This window comes from Micromonospora sp. URMC 103 (assembly GCF_051386435.1).
In the GTDB taxonomy this organism is placed as follows: domain Bacteria; phylum Actinomycetota; class Actinomycetes; order Mycobacteriales; family Micromonosporaceae; genus Micromonospora.
Genome location: NZ_JBPQTR010000005.1, coordinates 1,388,663 through 1,410,315, shown reverse-complemented (window position 1 = coordinate 1,410,315; position 21,653 = coordinate 1,388,663). Strand labels below are relative to the sequence as shown.

18 protein-coding genes are annotated in these 21,653 nt (G+C 74.8%); 9 read left to right on the top strand and 9 right to left on the bottom strand.

All coding sequences use genetic code 11. The annotated features are described in order from the left end of the window. Positions 1-34: 34 nt before the first annotated feature. From ACSNOA_RS19560 to ACSNOA_RS19545, 4 genes are read right to left on the bottom strand one after another with little or no spacing between them, the layout of a single operon-like run. On the bottom strand, positions 35-2,131 hold the full coding sequence (locus ACSNOA_RS19560) for an alpha-galactosidase (protein WP_436660265.1): 2,097 nt from the start codon (positions 2,129-2,131) through the stop codon (positions 35-37). Next, positions 2,128-2,952, bottom strand: coding sequence for a carbohydrate ABC transporter permease (locus ACSNOA_RS19555; RefSeq protein ID WP_436660263.1), 825 nt, complete (start codon positions 2,950-2,952; stop codon positions 2,128-2,130). The genes ACSNOA_RS19560 and ACSNOA_RS19555 overlap by 4 nt, the downstream gene beginning before the upstream one ends. Next, entirely contained in the window at positions 2,949-3,884 is a 936-nt protein-coding gene (locus ACSNOA_RS19550; protein ID WP_436660261.1) for a carbohydrate ABC transporter permease, read from the bottom strand. Before ACSNOA_RS19550 ends, ACSNOA_RS19555 begins: the two co-directional genes overlap by 4 nt. A 10-nt stretch (positions 3,885-3,894) precedes the next feature. Further along, on the bottom strand, positions 3,895-5,190 hold the full coding sequence (locus ACSNOA_RS19545) for an ABC transporter substrate-binding protein (RefSeq protein ID WP_436660259.1): 1,296 nt from the start codon (positions 5,188-5,190) through the stop codon (positions 3,895-3,897). A gap of 189 nt (positions 5,191-5,379) precedes the next feature. Here ACSNOA_RS19545 and ACSNOA_RS19540 point away from each other — a divergent pair, with 189 nt between their 5' ends. The 9 genes from ACSNOA_RS19540 to ACSNOA_RS19500 all read left to right on the top strand — a co-directional run bounded on the left by ACSNOA_RS19540 (position 5,380) and on the right by ACSNOA_RS19500 (position 15,887). Beyond that, entirely contained in the window at positions 5,380-6,096 is a 717-nt protein-coding gene (locus ACSNOA_RS19540; protein WP_436660257.1) for an SDR family NAD(P)-dependent oxidoreductase, read from the top strand. Positions 6,097-6,134: 38 nt separating this feature from the next. After that, positions 6,135-6,845: a FadR/GntR family transcriptional regulator gene (locus tag ACSNOA_RS19535; RefSeq protein ID WP_436660255.1), complete on the top strand. Its 711-nt coding sequence runs from the start codon at positions 6,135-6,137 to the stop codon at positions 6,843-6,845. Continuing rightward, positions 6,842-7,987 (top strand): galactonate dehydratase, encoded by a 1,146-nt coding sequence (gene dgoD, locus ACSNOA_RS19530; protein ID WP_436660253.1) that lies wholly within the window; start codon positions 6,842-6,844, stop codon positions 7,985-7,987. The genes ACSNOA_RS19535 and dgoD overlap by 4 nt, the downstream gene beginning before the upstream one ends. Further along, complete coding sequence (locus tag ACSNOA_RS19525) at positions 7,981-8,862, top strand: hypothetical protein (protein ID WP_436660251.1); 882 nt, start codon at positions 7,981-7,983, stop codon at positions 8,860-8,862. The genes dgoD and ACSNOA_RS19525 overlap by 7 nt, the downstream gene beginning before the upstream one ends. A gap of 22 nt (positions 8,863-8,884) precedes the next feature. Next, positions 8,885-9,760 (top strand): SMP-30/gluconolactonase/LRE family protein, encoded by an 876-nt coding sequence (locus ACSNOA_RS19520; protein ID WP_436660249.1) that lies wholly within the window; start codon positions 8,885-8,887, stop codon positions 9,758-9,760. Between the two features lie 283 nt (positions 9,761-10,043). Further along, positions 10,044-13,325, top strand: a complete 3,282-nt coding sequence (locus ACSNOA_RS19515) for a S8 family peptidase (protein WP_436660247.1) — start codon at positions 10,044-10,046, stop codon at positions 13,323-13,325. 128 nt (positions 13,326-13,453) lie between these two features. Next, positions 13,454-14,026, top strand: coding sequence for a nucleosidase (locus tag ACSNOA_RS19510; protein WP_436660245.1), 573 nt, complete (start codon positions 13,454-13,456; stop codon positions 14,024-14,026). A gap of 70 nt (positions 14,027-14,096) precedes the next feature. Beyond that, positions 14,097-14,963: a metallophosphoesterase family protein gene (locus ACSNOA_RS19505; protein ID WP_436660244.1), complete on the top strand. Its 867-nt coding sequence runs from the start codon at positions 14,097-14,099 to the stop codon at positions 14,961-14,963. Positions 14,964-15,029: 66 nt separating this feature from the next. Then, the gene (locus tag ACSNOA_RS19500) at positions 15,030-15,887 is read left to right on the top strand and encodes a S1 family peptidase (RefSeq protein ID WP_436660242.1); all 858 of its coding nucleotides are present in this window, start codon (positions 15,030-15,032) and stop codon (positions 15,885-15,887) included. Positions 15,888-15,909: 22 nt separating this feature from the next. On the opposite strand, the gene ACSNOA_RS19495 is transcribed toward ACSNOA_RS19500, so the two are convergent. The 5 genes from ACSNOA_RS19495 to ACSNOA_RS19475 all read right to left on the bottom strand — a co-directional run bounded on the left by ACSNOA_RS19495 (position 15,910) and on the right by ACSNOA_RS19475 (position 21,622). Beyond that, positions 15,910-16,521, bottom strand: a complete 612-nt coding sequence (locus tag ACSNOA_RS19495; RefSeq protein WP_436660240.1) for a GNAT family N-acetyltransferase — start codon at positions 16,519-16,521, stop codon at positions 15,910-15,912. Continuing rightward, positions 16,511-18,586 (bottom strand): penicillin acylase family protein, encoded by a 2,076-nt coding sequence (locus ACSNOA_RS19490; protein WP_436660239.1) that lies wholly within the window; start codon positions 18,584-18,586, stop codon positions 16,511-16,513. Before ACSNOA_RS19490 ends, ACSNOA_RS19495 begins: the two co-directional genes overlap by 11 nt. Then, positions 18,583-19,371 carry an ABC transporter ATP-binding protein gene (locus ACSNOA_RS19485; RefSeq protein WP_436662378.1) on the bottom strand — a complete coding sequence of 263 codons (789 nt, stop codon included), beginning with the start codon at positions 19,369-19,371 and terminating at the stop codon, positions 18,583-18,585. Before ACSNOA_RS19485 ends, ACSNOA_RS19490 begins: the two co-directional genes overlap by 4 nt. A gap of 125 nt (positions 19,372-19,496) precedes the next feature. Beyond that, on the bottom strand, positions 19,497-20,522 hold the full coding sequence (locus ACSNOA_RS19480; protein ID WP_436660237.1) for a FecCD family ABC transporter permease: 1,026 nt from the start codon (positions 20,520-20,522) through the stop codon (positions 19,497-19,499). Next, entirely contained in the window at positions 20,519-21,622 is a 1,104-nt protein-coding gene (locus tag ACSNOA_RS19475) for a FecCD family ABC transporter permease (RefSeq protein WP_436662377.1), read from the bottom strand. Before ACSNOA_RS19475 ends, ACSNOA_RS19480 begins: the two co-directional genes overlap by 4 nt. Positions 21,623-21,653 lie beyond the last annotated feature (31 nt).

Sequence of the window (21,653 nt, the reverse complement as noted above, 5' to 3'; positions counted from 1 at the left end):
AGGAGACCGCGCCGATGACCAGCCGGACGTCCGTTCAATCCCGGTCGAGGATCACCAGCTCGGCGTCGTGGGTCGGGGTCCACCGCACGGGCAGCCCCACGGACGTGAGGTGGCTGCCGGAGTAGCGCTGGTCGCCGTGGCGGTACGTCGTACCCGGGTCGAGGCCGCGCAGCGGCAGCCGTACCGGGCGGGCCGGCAGCAGCCCGTTGCCGTCCGAGCGGCCGGTGTGCCAGGCCAGGACGACCACGCGCCGCCCGTCGGCCGAGGTGTACTGCATCGCGCAGCGGGCCTGGTCCGGCCCGCCGATCAGGTGCACCTCGCCCGACGTCACGACGTCCCGGATCTCCTTGTACCGGGCGATCCAGCCCGCCGCCTCGGCACGCTCGGCGGGCGTCCACTGCCGGATGTCCGCCCCGACGCCGAGCACGCCGGCCATGGCCAGCACGAACCGGAACGCCAGCGACCGGGGGCGCGGGTCGAACAGCCCGGGCGCGTCGGTCACCCACGAGCTGAGCAGGTGCGGCGCGTTGGCGTGCAGGAAGCCGTGCTGGATGGCGAGCCGGTCGAGCGGACCGGTGTTGTCGCTGGGCCAGAAGATGTCGGCCCGGGCCGCCATCGCGAGGTCGGTGCGCGCCCCGCCACCGGCGCAGGACTCGACGAGCACGTGCGGGTGGTCCCGGCGCAGCCGCTCGTAGATCCGGTGCAGGTTGGAAACGTGAGCGCCGTCGAGGTCGAGCGGGCCGTCCGCACCGGCCCGCCCCGGCTCGGTCCGCGGCCGGTTGAAGTCCCACTTGAGGTACGAGATGTCGTACGTGCGCAGCAGCCCGTCCAGCGTGGAGTGCACGAACTCGGCGACCTCGGGTCGACCCACGTCCAGCAGGTACTGGTTGCGGATCGGGGTGAGCGGCCGCCCGTCGAGGCGGTACACCCAGTCGGGGTGTTCGGCGTAGAGCCGCGAGCGCGGGTTGACGCACTCCGGCTCCACCCACAGCCCGAACCGCAGGCCCAGCGCGCGTACGTCGGCGATGAACGCGTCGAAGCCGTCGGGGAAGGCGGCCGGGTCGGGCGTCCAGTCGCCCAGGCCGGCTGTGTCGTCGTGGCGGCCCAGGAACCAGCCGTCGTCCACGACGAACGTCTCCACACCGATGTCGGCGGCGATCCGGGCAAGGTCGAGCTGGCTCTTCGCGTCCACCGCGAAGTACGTGGCCTCCCAGGAGTTGTAGAGCACCGGCCGCGGCGTCAGCCGGTCACCCGCGAGGTTGCGCTGGTAGCGGTGCCAGACGCGGGCCAGCCCGGCCAACCCGTCCGCGCTGTACGCCCCGACCACCTCGGGCAGCGTCAGCTCGCCACCGGCCGGCAATTCCAGCGGCCCGTCCGGCAGCCGGCGCCCGGCCCGGATCCGGGTGAGCCCGCCGGTGTCCCGCTCCGCGCTGATCTCCCATGATCCGGTCCAGGCGACCGCCACGGCCCAGGCCGGGCCGTCCGGCTCGGCCCGGTCCCGCACGGTCAGCCACGGCACGTGCAGGTGACCGGGTACGCCCTGGCTGCTGCCGATGGTGAACGCACCGTGGCCGAGGTCGACGTGTTCGAGCTGGAACTCCTGCGCCCACTGGCCCCACTGGTGGCTGAGCAGCGCCCCGTGCGGCGTCGGCACGCAGAACCCGGCCGAGCCGGCGCGGGCCAGCAGCAGCGGCTCGGCGCCGGTGTTGGTGAGCTCCACCCACCGGCGTACGACGTCGGTGCCCGCCGGCACCGCGTAGCGCAGCACGGCGCGCAGGCCGGTGACCGGGTCGGCGAACGTGACGGCGAGCGTCCCGGCGGCCGGGTCGTGCGCGGCCTCCACGAAGCCGAAGCCCACCCGCCGGTGCCCGGTGGCGGTCTCCACCACGAGGTCGGCGCCCGTGAACGGGCGGTCGGCGTCGGTGGCGTACTCGACGGGGGCCGCGTCGCCCGCCGTGAGGAACGGCACGGGCCCGTCGTACGCGACCGGTGAGGGACCGTCGCCGACGCCGTGCGGCCCCCACGCCGCCAGCTCCAGCCAGCGGCCGTGCCCGGGCACGGTCACCGTGTACTCGGTGTGCGCGCCGCGCAGCGTCCAGCGGCGCGGGCCGTCGGGATGCGTGTCGCTCACTTGACCGCCCCGATCGCCAGCCCGGAGATGAAGTGCCGCTGGAAGCGCAGGAAGACCGCCACGGTGGGGACCGCCGCGATGACGGTGCCGGCGGCGATCACGTTCCACGAGGAGACGAACTGGCCCTGCAATGCGAGCAGCGCCGGGGTGACCGGCATCCGGTCGTCGGTGCGCAGCACGGTGATCGACCAGAGCAGGTCGTTGAAGATCCAGGTGAACGAGAGCGCGCCGAGCGCGGCCAGCGCCGGCCGGGTGAGCGGCAGCATCACCCGGGCGAAGATCTGCCCGGGGCCCGCGCCATCGATGGTGGCCGCCTCCTGGATCTCGCCGGGCAGGTCGCGCATGAACCCGTGCAGCACGAACGTGTAGAACCCGAGCCCGAAGCCGACCTGCACGGCGATCAGCGCCCAGAGCGTGTCGTACAGGCCGGTCAGCTCGCTGAACTTCTGCACCGGGATCAGCAGGATCTGCGGCGGCAGCAGGTTTCCGGCGAGCATCAGCAGGAGGATCGTCCGCCGGCCGGGGATCCGGTAGCGGCTCAGCGCGAACGCGGCGATCGCGGCCAGCACGAGGCTCAGCGCCACCGACGGGACGGTGACCAGCAGGCTGTTCACGAGCGCACGCAGCTCGCCGCCGTCGCTCCACGCCTGCCGGTAGGTGTCGAGGGTGAACGAGTGCGGCAGGCTGCCCACGCCGTTGGCCGCGATGTCGTCGAAGCTGCGGGTGGACATCACCACCACCCAGATCACCGGCGCGAGCCAGAGCAGGGACAGCAGGATCATCCCGGTGTGGAAGGTGCCGGTGCGGAGCTTGTGGATCACGCTTCCTCCCGGAACGCGCGGACGAGGTAGCCGAGGATGACGGCCAGCGCGAGCACGAAGATCACCACGGCGATCGCCGAGGCGTACCCGAGGCGCAGGCTCTGGAAGGCGGCCGAGTACATGTAGGTGCTGAGCAGCTCGGAGGAGTGGTACGGCCCGCCGCGGGTCAGCGACCACACGATGTCGAACGAGCGCAGCGAGTCGATGACGATGACCGACAGCACGACCGCGTTGACGCCCTTGAGCTGGGGGATCACCACGTACCAGAGGCGCTGCCACGCGTTCGCGCCGTCCATCCGGGCGGCCTCGTGCAGCGCGGGGTCGATCGCCTTGAGCCCGGCCAGGAACAGCACCATGACGTAGCCGATCTGCCGCCACAGCGCCGGCAGGATCACCGCGTACAGGGCGGTCTCCGGGTCGGCCAGCCAGGGCCGGATCAGCTGCTCCAGCCCGACCGCGCGCAGGATCGTGTCGGCCACCCCGTCGGGCTGGTAGAAGACCCGCCAGACCAGCGCGGTCACCACGAGGGAGAAGACCACGGGGGTGAACAGCGCCGCCCGGTAGAAGCCGACGCCGCGACGGTCCCGTTGCAGCAGCAGCGCCATCCCGAAGCCGCCCACGACGGAGAGCCCGCCGAAGAGGACGAGCCAGATGACGGTGTTGACGAGGGCGCCGCGGAACGTGGCGTCGCCGGCCAGCTCGACGTAGTTGTCGACGCCGATGATCTGGGGCGGCGTCTGGCCGTCCCACCGGGTCAGCGAGAACCAGAAGCCCTGCAACGCGGGCCAGAACACCCAGATGCTCTCGATGGCGAACGGCACGAGCACGAACGCCACCAGCAGCGGCGACAGTCGAGCCGACCGTCGCCGCCGCCGGGGTGCGCCGGCCACCGTGGACGGAGCCGTCCGGGGTGTCTCGGCAATGGTGGACACGTCTGTCACGTCAGCCCTTGAATACCTTCTCGGCGGAGGCCTGCCACTCGCGCAGGATGGCGTCGATCTGGTCCGGCCTGTCGATGAACTTCGTGAGCGCGGTGTCGGCCGTGGGCTGGAGCGCGTCGGTGGAGTCGCGGTTGAAGAACTGCGTCAGCTCGGCGGCGCTGTCCAGCATGGCCTTGCCCTTCGCGACGAGCGGCGAGTCGGCGGCCTTGGCCTTGGGGTGCACCGGCAGCACGATGCCGGAGCTGGACTTCACGTACTCCTCCTGCGCCTCGACGGAGGCGAAGTAGCGCAGCAGGTCCTTGGTGCCGGCCTGGTTGCGGGTCTTGGCGCTCGCGAAGAAGCCGTCGGTCGGGGCCTCCTCGGCCACCGGCACGGCCGGGTCGATGATCGGGAACCGGAAGAAGTCCAGGTCGCCGAGGGCGTCCTTCGGGGCGGCGTCGGCGAAGAACGTGCCGATGAGGAACATCCCCGTCTTGCCGGCCAGCAGCGCGGTGGTCGCCTCCTGGAACGGGTACGCCTTGCCCTTCGGGTCGAAGTAGGGCAGGGCCTCGCGCCAGCGCGTGAGGACGGCCTTCACCTTCGGGTCGTCGAAGCGCTGCTTGCCGGCGAGCAGTTCGCGGTGGAACGGGGCGCCGTTGATGCGGATGTTGAGGTAGTCGAACCAGGCGGAGGCCACCCAGGGGGTGTCGCCGAGCCCGATGCCGATCGGCGGGATGCCCTTGCCCTTGAGGGTTTCGCAGACCGCCAGGAACTCCGTCCAGGTCTTCGGCTCCTGCACGCCCCACTTCGCGAAGTTGCTCTTGCGGTAGAAGAAGCCCCACCAGTAGTTGGTCATGGGCACGAAGACCTGCTTGCCGCTGGCGTCGGTGGAGAGCGTCTTCACCGACTGCGGGTACTCCGTGAGCCCCTGCCAGACGTCGGAGACGTCGAGCAGCAGGCCCTTGCTGGCGTAGTCGTTGGCCACCGAGCCCGCGTACCACGTGTAGAGGTCCGGCGGGTTCGCCGACGTCAGGTAGGTCGGCAGCTGGGTGCGGAAGGTCTCCGAGGCGATCGTGTTGACCGTCGCGGTGCCCTTGCCCTGCTTGTTGAAGCTCTCCACGAGCTTCTCGATCGCCGTCTTGGCCTGCGGCGAGGACAGGTTGGACTGGATCGTCACGGCGCCGGATGCGTCGCCCTTGGACGGCCCGCTCGCGGAGCTGGCGCAGGCGGACAGCAACGAACCGGCGCCGAGCGCGCCGAGGCCGGCGAGCCCGAGGTTGCCGAGGAATCGGCGGCGACCGGGATCGAAGTCGGTCACGGGAGGTCCCTTCCTCATCGACACGCTGCGTCACGGCGCTCGGTGTCGGTCTCGTTAACGGTGTGACCAGAAGGTTGCATCCGGCCCGCTCCGACTGTCAAGATGTATTCGTAATTAATGGTTAAACGGCTTGCGCTGGGGTGGTCGATGGGTCCGGGCACGCGTCGGTTGGACGGTAGAACAGCGGTGGTGACCGGCGCCTCCGGGGGCATCGGCGCGGCGACGGCCCGGCGGCTCGCCGCCGAGGGCGCGCGCGTCGCGCTCCTCGACATCCGCGACTCCGCCCCGGTCGTCGAGGAGTTGACGGCCGCCGGCGCGCAGGCACTCTCCGTGGTGACCGACGTGTCCGACGAGGGCGCCTGGGCCGCCGCCGTCGAGACGGTGCGGGCCGCGCTCGGCCCCGTGGACATCCTCGTCAACAACGCGTACGCCGTGGAGGTCGCCCCCGCCCACCGCACCAGCCGCGCGTCCTGGGACCACCAGCTCGGTGTCAGCCTCACGGGCGCCTTCCTGGGCGTCCGGGCCTGCCTCGACGACCTGCTCGCCGGCGGCGGCGCGGTGGTCCTGGTGTCCTCGGTGCACGCGCTCGTGGGGCTGCCCGGCCGGCCCGCGTACGCCGCAGCCAAGGGCGCTCTCGTCGCGCTCGGCCGTCAACTGGCCGTCGAGTACGGGCCGCGGGTGCGGGTCAACAGCGTGCTGCCCGGCCCCATCCTCACCGGCGCCTGGGACGGCATCGGTGAGGAGGACCGTCGCCACAGCGTCGCGGAGACGGTCGCCAAGCGGTTCGGCACGCCCGAGGAGGTCGCCGCCGCGGTGGCGTTCCTCGCCTCGCCGGACGCCGCCTTCGTCACCGGCACGAGCCTGGTGGTGGACGGCGGCTGGACCGCGGTGAAAGCCTCGGCCTGAGAGATCGAGACCGACGAGCGAAGAAGGCGCGAAGAGCATTGGCACAGTACGCAGGCCGTGGCGTCCACGGACAGACCGTCGAGGTGATCGCCCGGCGCATCCTCACCGGGGAGATCGCCGAGGGCGCCACCCTGAACATCGCCGCGCTCCAGGAGGAGCTGGACGTCAGCCTCACCGCGCTGCGCGAGGCGCTCAAGGTCCTGTCCGCCAAGGGCATCGTGGACGCCCGGCAGAAGCGCGGCACCTTCGTCCGGCCCCGGGCCGACTGGAACCTGCTCGACGGTGACGTGATCCGCTGGCAGTTCGCCGACGGCGCCGACCCCCGCCTGCTCGACAAGTTGCAGGAGGTCCGCGCCATCATCGAGCCGGCCGCCGCGCGGCTGGCCGCCGCCCGCGCCACCGCCGAGGACCTGGCCGCGCTCGACGCCGCGCTGGCCGGGATGGCGGACGCGCACGGCGACCCCGGGGCGGCCGTGGCGGCCGACCTCGCCTTCCACCGTGCCCTGCTCGCCGCCACCCACAACGAGCTGCTGGTCCGGATGGAGGTCGTCATGAAGACCGGCCTCGCCGAACGGGACCGGCTCGTGCACGGCCGGGACGCCGACGACGACCCCGTCCCCAGCCACCGCGCCGTGGTCGACGCGATCCGTACGGGCGACGAGACCGCCGCCGAGACGGCCATGCGTGAGCTGCTCGCCAAGGCCGTGCGGGACGTGGAGAAGGTCCGCCGCGGAAAGGGAGACCATTGAAGATCGAACGGATCGAGACCTTCCTCGTTCCCCCGCGGTGGCTGTTCTGCCGTGTGGAGACCGACAGCGGGCTGGTCGGGTGGGGCGAGCCGGTCGTGGAGGGGCGGGCCGAGGTGGTCCGCGCCGCTGTCGAGGTCCTCGCCGAGTACCTCGTCGGTGAGGATCCGCTGCGCGTCGAGCAGCACTGGCAGGTGCTCACGAAGGGCGGCTTCTACCGGGGCGGGCCGGTGCTCTCCAGCGCGGTGGCCGGTCTCGACCAGGCGCTGTGGGACATCACCGGGCAGGCGTACGGCGTGCCCGTGCACGCCCTGCTGGGCGGCCCGGTCCGCGACCGGGTGCGGGTGTACTCCTGGATCGGCGGCGACGAGCCGGGCGAGATCGCCGACGCCGCCGCGGCGCAGGTCGCGGCGGGGCTCACCGGACTGAAGATGAACGCCTGCGGGCAGCTGTCCCCGATCCCCACCCCGGCCGAGGTCGACGAGGTGGTCTCCCGGGTCGCCGCGGCCCGGGAGGTGCTCGGCGACGAGCGGGACATCGCGTTGGACTTCCACGGCCGCGCCGGGCTCGCCGCGGTGCGCCGCATCCTGCCGGAGCTGGCGCCGCTGCGACCGTTCTTCGTGGAGGAGCCACTGCTTCCGGACCAGGCCCACCACCTGCGCGACGTCGTGGCCGCGTCGCCCGTCCCGGTCGCCACGGGGGAGCGGCTGTACGGGCGTACGGAGTTCCTCGCGCCGTTGCAGGCCGGGGTGTCGGTGGTGCAGCCCGATCTCTCGCACGCCGGGGGCATCTCCGAGGTCCGCCGCATCGCCGCGCTCGCCGAGACGTACGGCGCGCTGCTCGCCCCGCACTGCCCGCTCGGCCCGATCGCGCTCGCGGCCAGTCTCCAGGTGGCGTTCGCGACGCCGAACTTCCTCATCCAGGAGCAGAGCATCGGCATCCACTACAACGAGGGCTCGGAGCTGTTGGACTACGTGCTCGATCCGGAGCCGTTCCGGTTCTCCGAGGGGCACATCCTCCGCTTCGACGGGCCCGGCCTCGGCATCACGGTGGACGAGGGGGCGGTCCGTCGGGCGGCGAAGAGCCCGCACGCCTGGCGCAACCCGGTCTGGCGGCACCCCGACGGCTCGTTCGCCGAATGGTGACCACGGGCGCGGCGCCGCCGTCCGCACCGGACGGTCCGGTGGCCCCGGTGCCGCTGCGCGCCGACGTGGACCTCGCGCTGGGCGGCCGTTGGACGAGCCTGCGCGGCGGCGGCCGCGAGTGGCTGTGGCGGGGGCCGGAGCCGGGCCGGGCGGCGGTCGCGCCGGGCGCGGCGTTCGTGGACGCCGGCGGTCTGGAGGAGTGCCTGCCCACCGTGCGGGGCCGCCCCGACCACGGCGACGTCTGGTCGCGCCGCTGGCGGGCGACCGCCGGCGGGGACGCCGTCGTCGAGTGCCCCGACTTCACCCTCACCCGGCGACTCGCCGAGCGTTCCGGCGTGCTCGTGGTCGACTACCGGCTCACCGCCGATCCCGGTTACCGCTTCCTGTGGGCGGCCCACGCCCTGCTCGACCTGTCGCCGGGGGCCCGGTTGGAGGCGCCGGCCGGCACGCCGACCCGGCTGCATCCGGAGGCCGCCGCGCTGCTGCCGGCGGGCGCCTTCCCGGCCGGTCGGCCCTGGCTGAGCGGTGGCTGGCCGGCGCCGGCCGGGCTGGCGCTGGACGCCCTCGGCCCGGACGACGGCACCGCCGTCGGCGCGGTCCTGGTCGGCTGTCCCCGCGTCCGGGTCGTCGACGGGGCCGACCTGCTGACCTTCGAGCTTGAGGCTGACGGTCAGCCCCGCGGCGTCGGTCTCTGGCGCAACCTGCGCGGCTGGCCCGAGGGCCGCCCCTACCGCAGTCTCGGTGTGGAGCCGATGCTGGGCGCCGCCTTCGACCTGGCCGACGCCGGCCCGGACGACGCGGCGGTCGTGCCGTCCGCCGGGGAGGTCACCTGGCGACTGACCGTCTCCGCTCACCGCCGCACCGGCACCCGATGACACGAACCGCCGAGGAGGACACATGGAGCTGACCGAGCCGACCGCGTGGAGCGCCGACCGGCTGGAGCTGGGCGAGGGCGCCCGCTGGGTGGACGGCCGGCTGGTCCTCGTCGACCTGCTCGCCGGCCGGCTGCTGGCCACCGGCGGCGACGAGCCGGGACCGCTGGAGGAGCTGCGCCGGCTGGACGTGCCGCTGGGCGCCGTGGCGCCGGTGGCCGGGCGGCCGGGGGAGTGGCTCGCGGCGGCCGGCACCGGCGTCGTCCGGCTCCCCGCCGACGGGGCGCCCCGGCCGGTTGCCGACCTGGAGGGCGGCCGCGCCGAGCCCGCCCGGATGAACGACGCGGTGGCCGACCCGCACGGCCGGTTCTGGGCCGGCAGCATGACGTACGCGGGGGTGCCCGGCGGCGGCTCGCTGTACCGGACGGATCCCGGCGGGGTGCCGGTGCCGGTCGTCACCGGGCTGACCATCGCGAACGGGCCGGCCTTCGACGGCGCCGGCACCACCATGTACCTGGCCGACACCCCGCGCGGGCACGTCGACCGCTTCGCCGTGGACGCGGCCACCGGCGCGCTCGACGCCCGTGAGCCGTTCCTGCGGCTGGACCCCGACGAGGGCGCCCCGGACGGGATGACCGTGGACGCCGACGACCACCTGTGGGTGGCGCTCTGGGGCGGCTCGGCGGTGCGACGCTACCGGCCGGACGGCACGCTCGACCGGGAGATCCGCCTGCCGGCGTCCCAGCCGACGAGCGTCTGCTTCGGGGGGCCGGGCCTGCGCCGGCTGTTCGTGACCACGGCCCGGCACGGGCTCGCCGACCCGGCGCCGCTCGACGGCGCGCTGCTCGCCGTGGACCTGCCGGTCGCCGGTCGGCCGGCCGTACCGGCCACGGCCGGCTGACCGCGGCGCGCGCGGCGGCGCGCACCGGACACACAGGACGATTGCGGGCCCGGCGACTTCGCCGGGCCCGTACCCGTCGGGGCGACCCGCGACGAAGGGTTGCGATTACGTGATCTTCGACGGGTCGACAGGCGGCCGGTGATCCACAAGCATTACCCACCGGGCCGAGGTTTTCGCACTGACGATGCGGAAACCGGCCCGGATCCCATTCGGACACGGCGCCTCGCCCGTCTCGCTGACCCGGAACCGGTGGCGCGCCCTGTCGCCATGCAAAGGAGCACGCATGCGACAACGCCGTCCCATCCCGTACGGCGCGCTCGCCCTCGTCACCGCCGTCGGCCTGCTGGTCGGGCCTGCCGGCCCGGCCAACGCCGGCCCGACGCCGGCGGCGCCGTCCCGCGCGGCCGCCCCGACCGCGCCGCCGGCCCCGGCCGAGCCGGCCGCGCCACCGACCCGCACCCTGACCCTCATCACCGGCGACCGGATCGTGTCCTCGGCCGGCCGGATCGCCGTCACCCCCCGCCGCGGCGTCCAGTTCCTGCGCTACCGCCACGGCGACGACCAGTACGTCGTACCGTCGGACGCGCTCGCGCTGCTGCGGCAGGACCGGCTCGACGAGCGGTTGTTCAACGTGACCCGGCTCCTCGCGGACGGGTTCGACCGGCGCGCCGACCTGCCGCTCATCGCGTCCGACCTGACCGGGGCCCGCGGGCTGACCGCCCAACGGCGCCTGGCCTCGGTCGACGGCTTCGCCACCGGGATCCCCGTCCCCGACCTCGCCCGGAACTGGCCGACGCTGCGGGACTCGCTGCGCGGCGGCAAGCTCTGGCTCGACGGCATCCGCCGGCCCGCTCTCGACGTCAGCGTGCCGGCCAGCGGCGCCCCCGCCGTCTGGGCGGCCGGCTACGACGGTTCCGGGGTACGGGTGGCCGTGCTGGACAGCGGGCTCGACACCACCCATCCCGACTTCGCGGGCCGGGTGGCCGCCGAGCGCAACTTCGTCACCGACTACGAGACGACCGACGACGACCTCGCCGGCCACGGCACCCACGTCGCCTCCATCGTGGCCGGCAGCGGGGCGGCCTCGGGCGGCCGGTACCGCGGCATGGCCCCCGGGGCGAGCCTGCTCGTCGGCAAGGTCTGCTTCAGCTACGCCGGTCTCGGCGCGGCCTGCCCCGACTCGGCCATCCTCGAAGGGCTGCACTGGGCGGCCGAGTCCGGCGCGCGGGTGGTCAACCTCAGCCTCGGCGCCGACGACCAGCCCGGCGTCGACCCCATCGAGGCGGCCGTCAACGACCTCACGGCCCGGTACGGCACCCTCTTCGTGGCGGCCGCCGGCAACAGCGGCTGGGTTCCGCAGTCGGTCGGCTCCCCGGCCTCGGCCGACGCCGCCCTCGCGGTCGGCAACGTCGACAAGACCGGCGCGCGCAGCTGGGACTCCGGCCAGGGCCCACGGCTCGGGGACTACGCCGTCAAGCCCGAGATCACCGCGCCCGGCACGGCGATCACCGCGGCCCGCTCCGCCACCGCCGACGTCGCCCCGCCCGGCGAGCAGTACGTCTCGTTCAGCGGCACCTCGATGGCGAGCCCGCACGTCGCGGGCGCGGCGGCGCTGCTCGCCCAGGCGCACCCCGCCTGGCGCGCCGAGCAGCTCAAGTCGGCGTTGATGGGCGCCGCCCGGCCCAATCCCGCGATCGACCTGTTCGGCCAGGGCGCCGGCCAGCTCGACGTGGCCCGGGCGCTCGCACAGCCGGTCTCCGCGAACCCGCCGGCCGTGACCTTCGGGTTCCGGGCGTACCCGCACGACGCGGAGGACGTGGTCACGCGGACCGTCACGTACCGCAACGACGGCACGGCGCCGGTCACCCTGGCGCTCACCGTGACCGGTGCCGCGCCCGCGGGTGTGATCACGGTGGACCGGAACACGGTCACCGTGCCGGCCGGAGGGGAGGCGTCGGTCCGGCTCACCGCCGACACCCGAGCCGGCGGCACCGCGTACGGCACGTTCGGCGGGCGGCTCGTCGCCACCGCGGACGGTGTGAGCGTGCAGACGCCGTTCAGCGTCTTCCGGGAGCAGCCGTCCGCCGACGTCCACCTGCGGGTCACCGCCCGGACCGACGCCCCGCAGGAGGTGGTCACCCAGCTCGGCAACCTCGCCACCGGCGAGTTCGTGGTGAGCTACGACAGTGCCGACACCCTCCGCGTGCCGATGGGCGACTACGTGGTGCTGAGCATGGGCATCAGCGCGGACGGCACGGGCACCGTCCTGGCCAACGGCCGGTTGACCATCGACGGGGCGACCGACCTGGCGTTGGACGGCCGCCGGGCCCGGCCGGTGGACATCCGGCTCCCCGACCGGGACGCCGCGCCCGTCGTCGGGGAGGTGGAGGTCCTGCACACGGGCGCACCGCAGCTGTTCGGCATGAGCCTCACCGGCGACCCGAGCGACATCTACACGGCCGACCTGGGCCCGAAGAACGTGCCGGGTGTCATCACCAGCGTGACCGCGGCGTTCGCCCGCCCCGACCGCGACGGCGACTTCACGGCCAGCCCGTACACCTACCAGACCGGCTGGTACCAGACCGGCTCGTTCGTCACCGGCTTCACCCGCCACCTCGCCCGCCGCGACGTCGCCCGGGTCCGGGTCGGCTACGCGTCGGCGGCGGACGACGGGGTGGGGACCCGGGTCAACTACCCGGTGATCCCCGGGGTCGAGTACCCAGACGGCCTCGTCCTGCCGCGTACCCCGCTGCCGGCGGAGCGCACCGAGTACTACGCCGGCAACATCGGCTGGACGTCGACGTTCGAGGAGGGCGCCGGCGCGGGAGCCGACTACCGGCGGCTCGCGACGTTCGAGGCGGCGCGGTCGGACTACCGGGCCGGTAGGGACTACACCGAGCGGTGGAACCAGGCCGTGTTCACCACGCCGATGACGCCGGCGTTCCCCGAGTACCCGGCCGTCGAGCGGCGGGGCAACGAGTTCCTCCTCCGGCTCGACGGCTACGCCGACGCCGCCGGCCACCGGGGCTCGGCCGACGCGGCCGGCCTCAGCGCCGAACTCGCGTTGTACCGGGATGGCGCCCTCGTGGAGAAGCGCGCCGGCGCGTACGCGGGGATCGACGTCGGCGAACCCGGCCGGTCCCGGTACCGGCTGTCGTACGGCTTCACGCAACCGGCGCCGACGCGACTCTCGACGCGGGTGCAGACCGAGTGGGAGTTCGACTCGGCGTACACCGACAGCGGAACGGCGCTGCCGCTGACAGCCGTCGGATTCGCGCCCCGGCTCGACGCCACCAACGCGGCGAAGCGCCACGCCCTCATGGCCGTGCCGCTGACCTTCACGCGACAGGCCGGCGCGGGCCGGGTCGCCCGGGCCGAGGTGGAGGTGTCGTTCGACGACGGCGCCCACTGGAGTCCGACGCCGGTGCTCGCACTCCCGGGCAGCCACACCGCGCTGTTCGGCAACCCCGGCAAGGCGGGATTCGTGTCGCTGCGCGCGCACGTCGTCGACACGGCCGGAGCGGCCGTGACCACGACCGTGATCCGGGCGTACGAGGTTCGCTGACCCCGGTCACCGGTGGAGCCGCCCGACGCCGGGCGGCTCCACCGCCGTTCCCGGCCGACGGGTGACCGGGGTTACCGCCCGCCGGTCCGTCGGCCCGGCCGGCCGACGCGGTCCGTACGATTCCGCGCGTGACTCTTCGGGGCGAGATCCGGGCCGACGCGCCGCTGCTCGTGTTGGCCGTACAGGAGGAGGCCGCGCACCTCGGCACCGACCTGCCGGTGCTGCTCACCGGGATGGGAAAGGTCAACGCGGCGGCCGCCGTGGCGGCAGCGCTGGCCACCGGGCCGAGGCCGAGCCTCGTGCTCAACCTGGGCACGGCCGGGGCTCTGCGCCCGGGCTGGGCCGGCATCCACGAGATCGGCACGGTGCTCCAGCACGACCTCGACACCGAGCTGCTGCGCACGCTCACCGGGCAGACGTACGGCGCGCCGCTCACCCTCGGCGCGCAGACCGCGGTGCTCGCCACCGGCGACACGTTCGTGGCCGAGGAGGCCGCCCGTGCCCGGCTCGCCCGGCGGGCCGACCTCGTCGACATGGAGGGGTACGCGGTGGCGTGGGCCGCGGCCCGGGCCGGTGTGCCGTGCCGGATGGTCAAGCGGGTCAGCGACGAGGCGGGCGAGGGCGCCGACCGGGCCTGGCGGGACGCCGTCGACGACTGCGCCCGCGACCTCGCCGACTGGGTGCGCCGCGAGTTCGTCTGAGCCCACGCCTCCCGGGGACGGTTCGGTCCGGACGCCGTAGTCTGGTCGGACGACCGGCGGAGGGGGCGACGTGCGGCTTCTCGCGGTCAGCGACCTGCACGTCCGGTACGCCGAGAACCGGGCGGTGGTCGACCGGCTGCGGCCCGGCTCGGCCGACGACTGGCTCGTCGTCGCCGGTGACGTGGCCGAGCGCGTGGCCGACGTCCGGTCCACCCTGGCCCTGCTGCGTGACCGGTTCGCCACGGTGATCTGGGCGCCGGGCAACCACGAGCTGTGGACGCCGCCCGACGACCCGGTCCGGTTGCGCGGCGAGCCGCGCTACCGGGCGCTGGTCGCGATGTGCCGCGAGCTGGGCGTGCTCACCCCCGAGGACGAGTATCCGCTCTGGTCCGGCCCGGGCGGCCCGGCGATCGTGGCGCCGCTGTTCCTGCTGTACGACTACTCGTTCCACGCCCCCGGCACCGTCACGAAGGAGGAGTCGCTGCGGCGGGCGTACGAGGCCGGGGTGGTGTGCACCGACGAGATGCTGCTGCACCCGGACCCGTATCCGGGCCGGGACGCCTGGTGCGCGGTGCGCGTCGCGGAGACCGAGCGGCGGCTCGCCGCCACCGATCCCGACCTGCCGACCGTGCTGGTCAACCACTTCCCGCTGGTCCGCGAGCCCACCCGGTTGCTGCGCCACCCGGAGTTCGCCCAGTGGTGCGGCACGACCCGCACCGCCGACTGGCACCTGCGGTTCCGGGCCGCGGCCGTGGTCTACGGCCACCTGCACATCCCGCGCACCACCTGGCACGACGGGGTCCGCTTCGAGGAGGTGTCGCTGGGCTATCCGCGGGAGTGGCGCCCGCGCGGGGTGCCGGCGCTGCCCCGGGTGGTGCTCCCCGCGCCGGAGGCGGCCGGGCCGGCGGCCGGACCGGTGGGCGTGGCCGGGGCTTGAACCCGGCCGGGCGTGGGCGGATGCTGGACCTCGCATCGACCAACACCGATCTACTCGGAGGCCCGGATGCGCCGTTCCCCGCTCGTCGCCCTCGTCCTCACCGCCCTGCTCCTCGGCAGCCCCGGAGTCGCCCACGCCCGCCCCGACCCGGCCGGCCAGTCCCGCACGGACCCGACCGCCGTGCTCGCGCAGGTGCGGACCGCCGGCACCGCCTGGGGCTTCGACCCGGCCACCGGCCGGATGACCCTCACCGCCGACGACACCGTGACCGGTCCCGAGCTGGCCGCGTTGCGGGACACCGCGACCCGTGCCGGCGTGCTCCTGCGCCGGGAGCCCGGCCGGCTGCGCACCCTGATCGCCGGCGGCCAGGCCGTCTACGGCGGGGGCGGGCGCTGCTCGCTCGGCGCCAACGTCCGCAGCGGCACCACGTCGTACCTCGTGACGGCCGGGCACTGCACGAGCGTGGCCACCACCTGGTACGCCGACAGCGCGCAGACCACCGTCCTGGGCACCCGCACCGGCAGCAGCTTCCCCGGCAACGACTACGGCGTGGTGCGCTACACGGGCACGATCGCCCGCCCCAGCGCCGTGTACACGTACCCGGGCCTGCTTCCGATCAACGGCACCGCCGCCGCCGTCATCGGCATGGCGGTCTGCCGCAGCGGCGCCACGACGGGCGTCCGGTGCGGCACCGTGACCGGCCTGAACCAGACGGTCAACTACGCGACCGGCGTCGTGTACGGGCTGATCCGCACCAACATCTGCGCCGAGCCCGGCGACAGCGGCGGGCCGCTCTACGTGGCGGCGACCGGCCGCATCGTCGGCATCCTCTCCGGCGGCAGCGGCAACTGCACCACCGGCGGCACGACCTACTACCAGCCCATTCAGGAGATCCTGGCCGCGTACGGCCTCACCATCCCCTGACGCCCGGTCGCCGGCCGGCGGCTCAGCGGTCGCCGGCCGGCGACCCGCCGTCGGTCGGCGGCCGGTCGAGGAAGAGCAGCCGCGCCCTCTTCTCCGGTTTGTCGACGAGCGGCCCCAACCGGAACCCGGTACGCCGCAGCCGGGCGATGGCGCGCTCGTTGCGCGCGTCCGGCTCCGCCACGAGCCGCCGCCGGCCGGGGTCGGCCCACACGAAGTCGAGCAGGACGCCGAGCAGCCTCCCCGTGAACCCCGGCTCGGTCCCGGCCGGGGGCCCGAGGAGCAGGTGCAGGCCGTAGTCGCCGGGCTGGACGGGGTAGCACTCGCCGACCGGGTCGGCGTCCGGCTCGTACGTCTGCAGCAGCGCCACCGCCCGCCCGTCCCGATGCACGAGGTAGGCGTGGTGCGTCGTCAGCGAGTCGAGGTACGCGTAGATCTCGTGGACCCGTTCGCGGCTGGCGTCGCGCATGCCCCAGAACCGGGCCCGCTCCTGCGTCACCCAGCCGTGCAGCAGGTCGGCGTCCCGGTCGGGTTCGACCGGGCGGATGGTGACCCGCCCGAACCCGGCGACGTCCCGGTCGTAGCGGTGCGGGTCGGCGAGGCCGCGGGGCGGCGCCGTGCTCTCGTCAGTGGTCATCTCGTTCCTCGGTGAGCTGGTCCCAGTCGGTGGTCACGGGCAGCAGGTCGCCGGCCAGCCAGGCCGGCCACTGGTCGCCGTGGTGCGGGTCGCCCGGCACCCCGCAGGAGCCGAACGGCACCACCCAGCGGCTGCGGGCACGGTCGCCGAGGTCCCACACGTAACGGGCCGCCGGCCCCCGCGCGCAGTCGTGCGTGACACCGGGGACGCTGGACGTGGCGAGCACGCAGTCGTGGTCACCGGCGAGCCCCGGCAGCGGGCGGGCGTCCGCCGCCGGAAGGGCCCGCCACGGCGTGAGGCGGTGCAGCTCGCCCCAGCGCGGCGGCTCACCCGCCGGCGCCGTGTCGCCCGTCCCGGCGTCGGCCACCTCGTCCACGGCGGCGCGCAGCAGCGCGTCGGGTTCGCCGTCGCCCAGCAGCCCGCTGGCCAGGACCGCCTCCAGCGCGTGGGCCACCCGCGGCGCGAGGGCGAGCCAGGGCCGGAACAGCGCCGGGTACGGCGGCGCGTCGGCGAGCGGGGCCAGCGCCGCGTGGCCGGCGACCCGCCGCACCAGCGCCGCCCGCACCAGCGCGAACGCGGCCGCGTCGCGGCTGTCGGCGGCCATCCGGCGGTCCCAGCGCAGCAGTCGGTCGCGCAGCGCCGCGGCGGCCGGCTCCAGCCCGACCAGCCCGGCGAGCCGGGCGAGCAGCGGCTCCGCCGAGCCGAGCAGCGTGTCCGTGTGCACAAGGGTCATGTCCTCGGCCGTCCAGTCGCGGCCGGCGTCCAGCAACTCGCGGATCCGGTCGGCCCGGTGCGGCGGGGCGAACTCGACGCCGAGCGGCGCGGCGATCCCGCGGGCGTTGGCCATCACCGCGCAGCCGTCCACCGCGGCGCGCGGCATCGGCGCGTACCAGCCCCGCCATTTGTGCTCCTCGACCCAGGCCGGCACCACCCGCAGCCGGTTCGCCGGGTGCCGCACCGGCACCGCTCCGGCCACCCGGTGCAGCAGGCCGCCCTCGGTGTCCGCCGCCTGGAGCACGTTGACCGGCTCGATCCAGCGGTCGGCCGCCGCGTCGACGTCGGCCACCGTCCGGGCGCGCAGCAGCGCCGGAAGCGCGGCGAAGCCGAGTTCCGCGCGTACCCGGGGCGGATAGCGGAGGCTGATCGCCGCCTCGGAGTCCGGGCCGCCCACGACCACCGGGCCACGGTCGGTCTCGACGACCTCCACCTCGACCGGATCGGCGCCCGCCACCTCGATCGTCTCGGTGTGCGCCGCCGCCGGCCGCCACCCGTCCGGACCGTACGCCTCCACCCGCCCGTTCCGGCGGCGCAGCCGCTCGGCGTAGAGATCCTGGTAGTCGGCCAGCGCGTTGGTGATCGCCCAGGCCACCCCGCCCGTGTGTCCGAAGTGGGCCACGCCGGGCACCCCCGGCACCGCCAGGCCCACCACGTCGTACTCCGGGCAGGCCAACCGGATCTGCTGGTACACCCCCGGGTCCTCGACGAACCGGTGCGGGTCGCCGGCCAGCAGGGCGGCGCCGGTGGCCGTCCGGTCGCCGGCCAGCAGCCAGCCGTTGCTGCCGGCCGTGGCCGGAGCGTCGGCGGCGAACAGCGTGATGGCCGACTCGCCGAGGCGGTGCGCCACATGCTCGCGCCACAGCTTCGTGGGGACGTTGGCGAACAGGATGTGGTGGGACAGCCACACCGCCAGCGGTGTCCACGGCTCCCAGCGGCCGGGCGCCAACCCGACCGCGGCGAACTCCGGCGCGCGGGCCGCGCCGGCGGCCAGGCCCGCGTTGACCCCGTCGACGTAACCGCCCACCCAGGCCGCGGTGACCGGGTCGAGGGCGGCGTGACAGCGGCGGGCCGTGTCCTCGATCCGCGCCTGCCGGGCGAACCGGTCCCAGCCCACCGCGTCGCGGCCCAGGAAGGAAGCGGTGCGGCCCGCGGCCCGGTGCCGCTCCACCTCCAGCTGCCACGCCCGGTCGTACGCGGTCACCCGCCCCTGCGCCACGACGAGCGCCCGCGGGTCGGCGGCGCGCAGGTGCGGGACGCCCCACGGGTCGCGGAAGACCCGCGCGGTCACGCCGGCTCCGGGGCGAGCCCGGCCGCCCGGCGGCGGGCGGCCGGAACGACCAGCGGCGTGCCCGTCTCCGGGTCCTCGATCACCCGGCACGGCAGCCCGAACACCTCCGCCACCAGGTCGGCGGTGACCACCTCGGCGGGCGGGCCCGCCGCCACCACACGCCCGTCGCGCATCGCGATGAGATGGGTGGCGTACCGGGCCGCGTGGTTCAGGTCGTGCAGCACCGCCACCAGCGTGCGGCCCTGCTCCTCGTGCAGCCGCGCGCACAGGTCGAGGATCTCGATCTGGTGGGCGATGTCCAGGTACGTGGTCGGCTCGTCGAGCAGCAGCAGCGGCGTCTGCTGGGCCAGCGCCATGGCGATCCACACCCGCTGGCGCTGCCCGCCGGACAGCTCGTCCACGGGCCGGTCGGCCAGGTCGCCCACGCCCGTCGCCGCCATGGACTCCTCGACGACCCGCTCGTCCTCGCGTGACCACTGCCGCAGCAGCCCCTGGTGCGGATAGCGGCCCCGCGCCACCAGCTCCGCCACCGTGATGGCGTCCGGCGCGATCGACGACTGCGGCAGCAGCCCGAGCGTACGAGCCACCTGGCGGGGCGGGCGACGGTGGATGTCCTCCCCGTCCAGCAGCACCGCGCCCGCGGCCGGCTTGAGCATCCGCGACAGCGCGCGCAGCAGCGTCGACTTCCCGCACGCGTTCGGCCCGATGACCACCGTGAACGACCGGTCCGGAACGGCGACGCTCAGCTCCTCGGCGATGACGCGCCGGTCGTACGCGAGAGTCATGCCGGTGCCGCTCAGCCGCGCGGTGCCCGCCGGCATCACCGGTGCGCCGTTCTCCCCAGGGGCAGCCGCCCTCATAGCCGTCCTTTCGTTCGCGACTGCGGGGCTCGCAAGCTCACTCCTCGCGCTCACAGCCGCCCCGCCTTTCGTTCCATCGCCAGCAACCAGACCAGGTACGCCCCGCCGATCGCGCCGGTGACCGCGCCGGCCGGCAGCTGGTGGACGAACGCCCGTTGCGCCAGCAGGTCGGCGCCCACCAGCAGCGTCGCACCGACGCACATCGCCGGGAGCAGGTTCGGCCCGGGGGAGCGGGTGAGCCGGCGGGCCACGTGCGGCGCGGTCAGCGCGACGAACGACACGGGGCCGGCGGCCGCCGCCGCGAAGGACACCAGCAGGACCGCCGCGCCGAGCAGCACGACGCGCAGCCGGCCCACGGGAACGCCGAGCGCCGCGGCGGTGTCGTCGCCCATCTCCAGCATCCGCAGCGCCGGCCCGCAGGCGAGCAGCACCACCGGGGCGAGCACCCCGAGCACGACCAGCAGCGGCAGGGCCTCGGACCAGCCGCGCCCGTCGAGGCTGCCGGTGAGCCAGAGGACGGCCCGGGCGGCGTCCATCAGCGGCGCCCGCGTGAGCAGGTAGCCGTTGACGCCGGTGAGGATGGCCGTCACGCCGATGCCGACGAGGACCAGCCGGTAGCCGTGCACGCCACCGCGCCACGTGAGCGCGTAGACGAACAGGCCCGTCGCGAGGCCGCTCGCCACCGCGGCGCCGGAGAGCGCGAGGCTGCTGCCGCCGAGCACGACCACCACGAGCGCGCCGGTCGACGCGCCCTGGGTGAAACCGAGGAGGTCCGGGCTGCCCAGCGGGTTGCGGACGAGCGACTGGAAGACCGCCCCGGCCAGCCCGAGGGCCGCGCCCACCAGCAGGGCCGTGACCAGCCGGGGAAGCCGCAGCTCCCGGATGATGAACTCCTCGGCCGGGCTGCCGCCGCCGGTGAGCGTACGCAGCACGTCGGCCGGGGACATCGGGTAGTCGCCGCCGGCGATCGCGAGCACGCCGAGGCCCGCGGCCAGCAGGGCGCAGCCGGCGCCGACGGCCAGGGCGCGGGGGCGGAACCGCAGCGAGAGACCACCCGGGGTGCGCAGCACGGTCACGGCCGGGCCTCCCGGCGGCGCAGCACCAACCACAGGAAGAGCGGCCCGCCGAGCACCGCCGTCACCATGCCGACCTGGAGTTCACCGGGCCGGCCGAGCACCCGGCCGACCACGTCGGCGCCGAGCAGCAGCACCGGCGAGAGCACCGCGCAGTACGGCAGCAGCCAGCGCAAGTCGGGCCCGGTGAGAGCGCGGACGAGGTGCGGCACGAGCAGGCCCACGAAGACGATCGGCCCGCAGGCCGCGGTGGCCGCGCCGCAGAGCAGGGTGACCGCCACGATGACGCCGCCCCGGATGAGCGCGGGACGCGCGCCGAGCGCCCGGGCCGCGTCGTCGCCGAGCGCGAGCGCGTTGAGCGGGCGGGCGGTGGCCAGCGCCACCAGCAGCCCGACCGCGAGGAACGGCAGTACGCGCAGGACCGTCGCGGAGTCCGCGCTGGCCAGCGAGCCGACGGTCCAGAACCGCAGGCGGTCCAGCGAGGCGGCGCTCACCAGCATCGCGGCGCTCACGTACGAGTAGAGGGTGGCGTTCAGCGCCGCGCCGGCCAGCGCGAGCCGCGCCGGCGTGGCCCCACGGCCACCGCCGACGGCGTAGACGAGGGCGGTGACCACGGCCGCGCCCAGCAGCGCGAACCACACGTAGCCGTTCAGCGCGGTCACACCGAGCAGGGCGGCGGTGGCCACCGCGGCGGACGCCCCCGCGTTGATGCCGAGCAGGCCGGGGTCGGCCAGCGGGTTGCGGGTGAGTGCCTGCATCACCGCGCCGGCGACGCCGAGCGCCGCGCCCGCGAGCAGGCCGAGCAGCGTACGCGGAAGCCGCATCCGGTGCACCACCGCGTACTCGGCGGAGGCGGGATCCAGCAGGCCCGACCAGACGTCGGCGAGCGGAAGCTGTTTCGCCCCCACCGCGATGCTGAGCACGGTGATGGTGACGAGCAGCAGCACGGCGGCGAGCAGGCCCGCGGCGCGGAACGCGGGTCGGCCGCGACGGCTCGTGGGGGCGGGTGCGGACGCCGCGGACCCGGCGGGGTGCGCGGGCGACTGGAGGACGGACAGTGTGGGCTCCGGTGGGGGAAACGCCGAACATGACTTGACAGCGATTTAGGTTAGGTTAACCTAACCGCGCTGTCCA

Bases quoted from the DNA above. Each gene is read 5' to 3' on its own strand.
- ACSNOA_RS19525 (WP_436660251.1), top strand. From the start codon at position 7,981: ATGGTGACCACGGGCGCGGCGCCGCCGTCCGCACCGGACGGTCCGGTG.
- ACSNOA_RS19520 (WP_436660249.1), top strand. From the start codon at position 8,885: ATGGAGCTGACCGAGCCGACCGCGTGGAGCGCCGACCGGCTGGAGCTG.
- ACSNOA_RS19515 (WP_436660247.1), top strand. From the start codon at position 10,044: ATGCGACAACGCCGTCCCATCCCGTACGGCGCGCTCGCCCTCGTCACC.
- ACSNOA_RS19500 (WP_436660242.1), top strand. From the start codon at position 15,030: ATGCGCCGTTCCCCGCTCGTCGCCCTCGTCCTCACCGCCCTGCTCCTC.
- ACSNOA_RS19495 (WP_436660240.1), bottom strand. From the start codon at position 16,521: ATGACCACTGACGAGAGCACGGCGCCGCCCCGCGGCCTCGCCGACCCG.
- ACSNOA_RS19485 (WP_436662378.1), bottom strand. From the start codon at position 19,371: ATGACTCTCGCGTACGACCGGCGCGTCATCGCCGAGGAGCTGAGCGTC.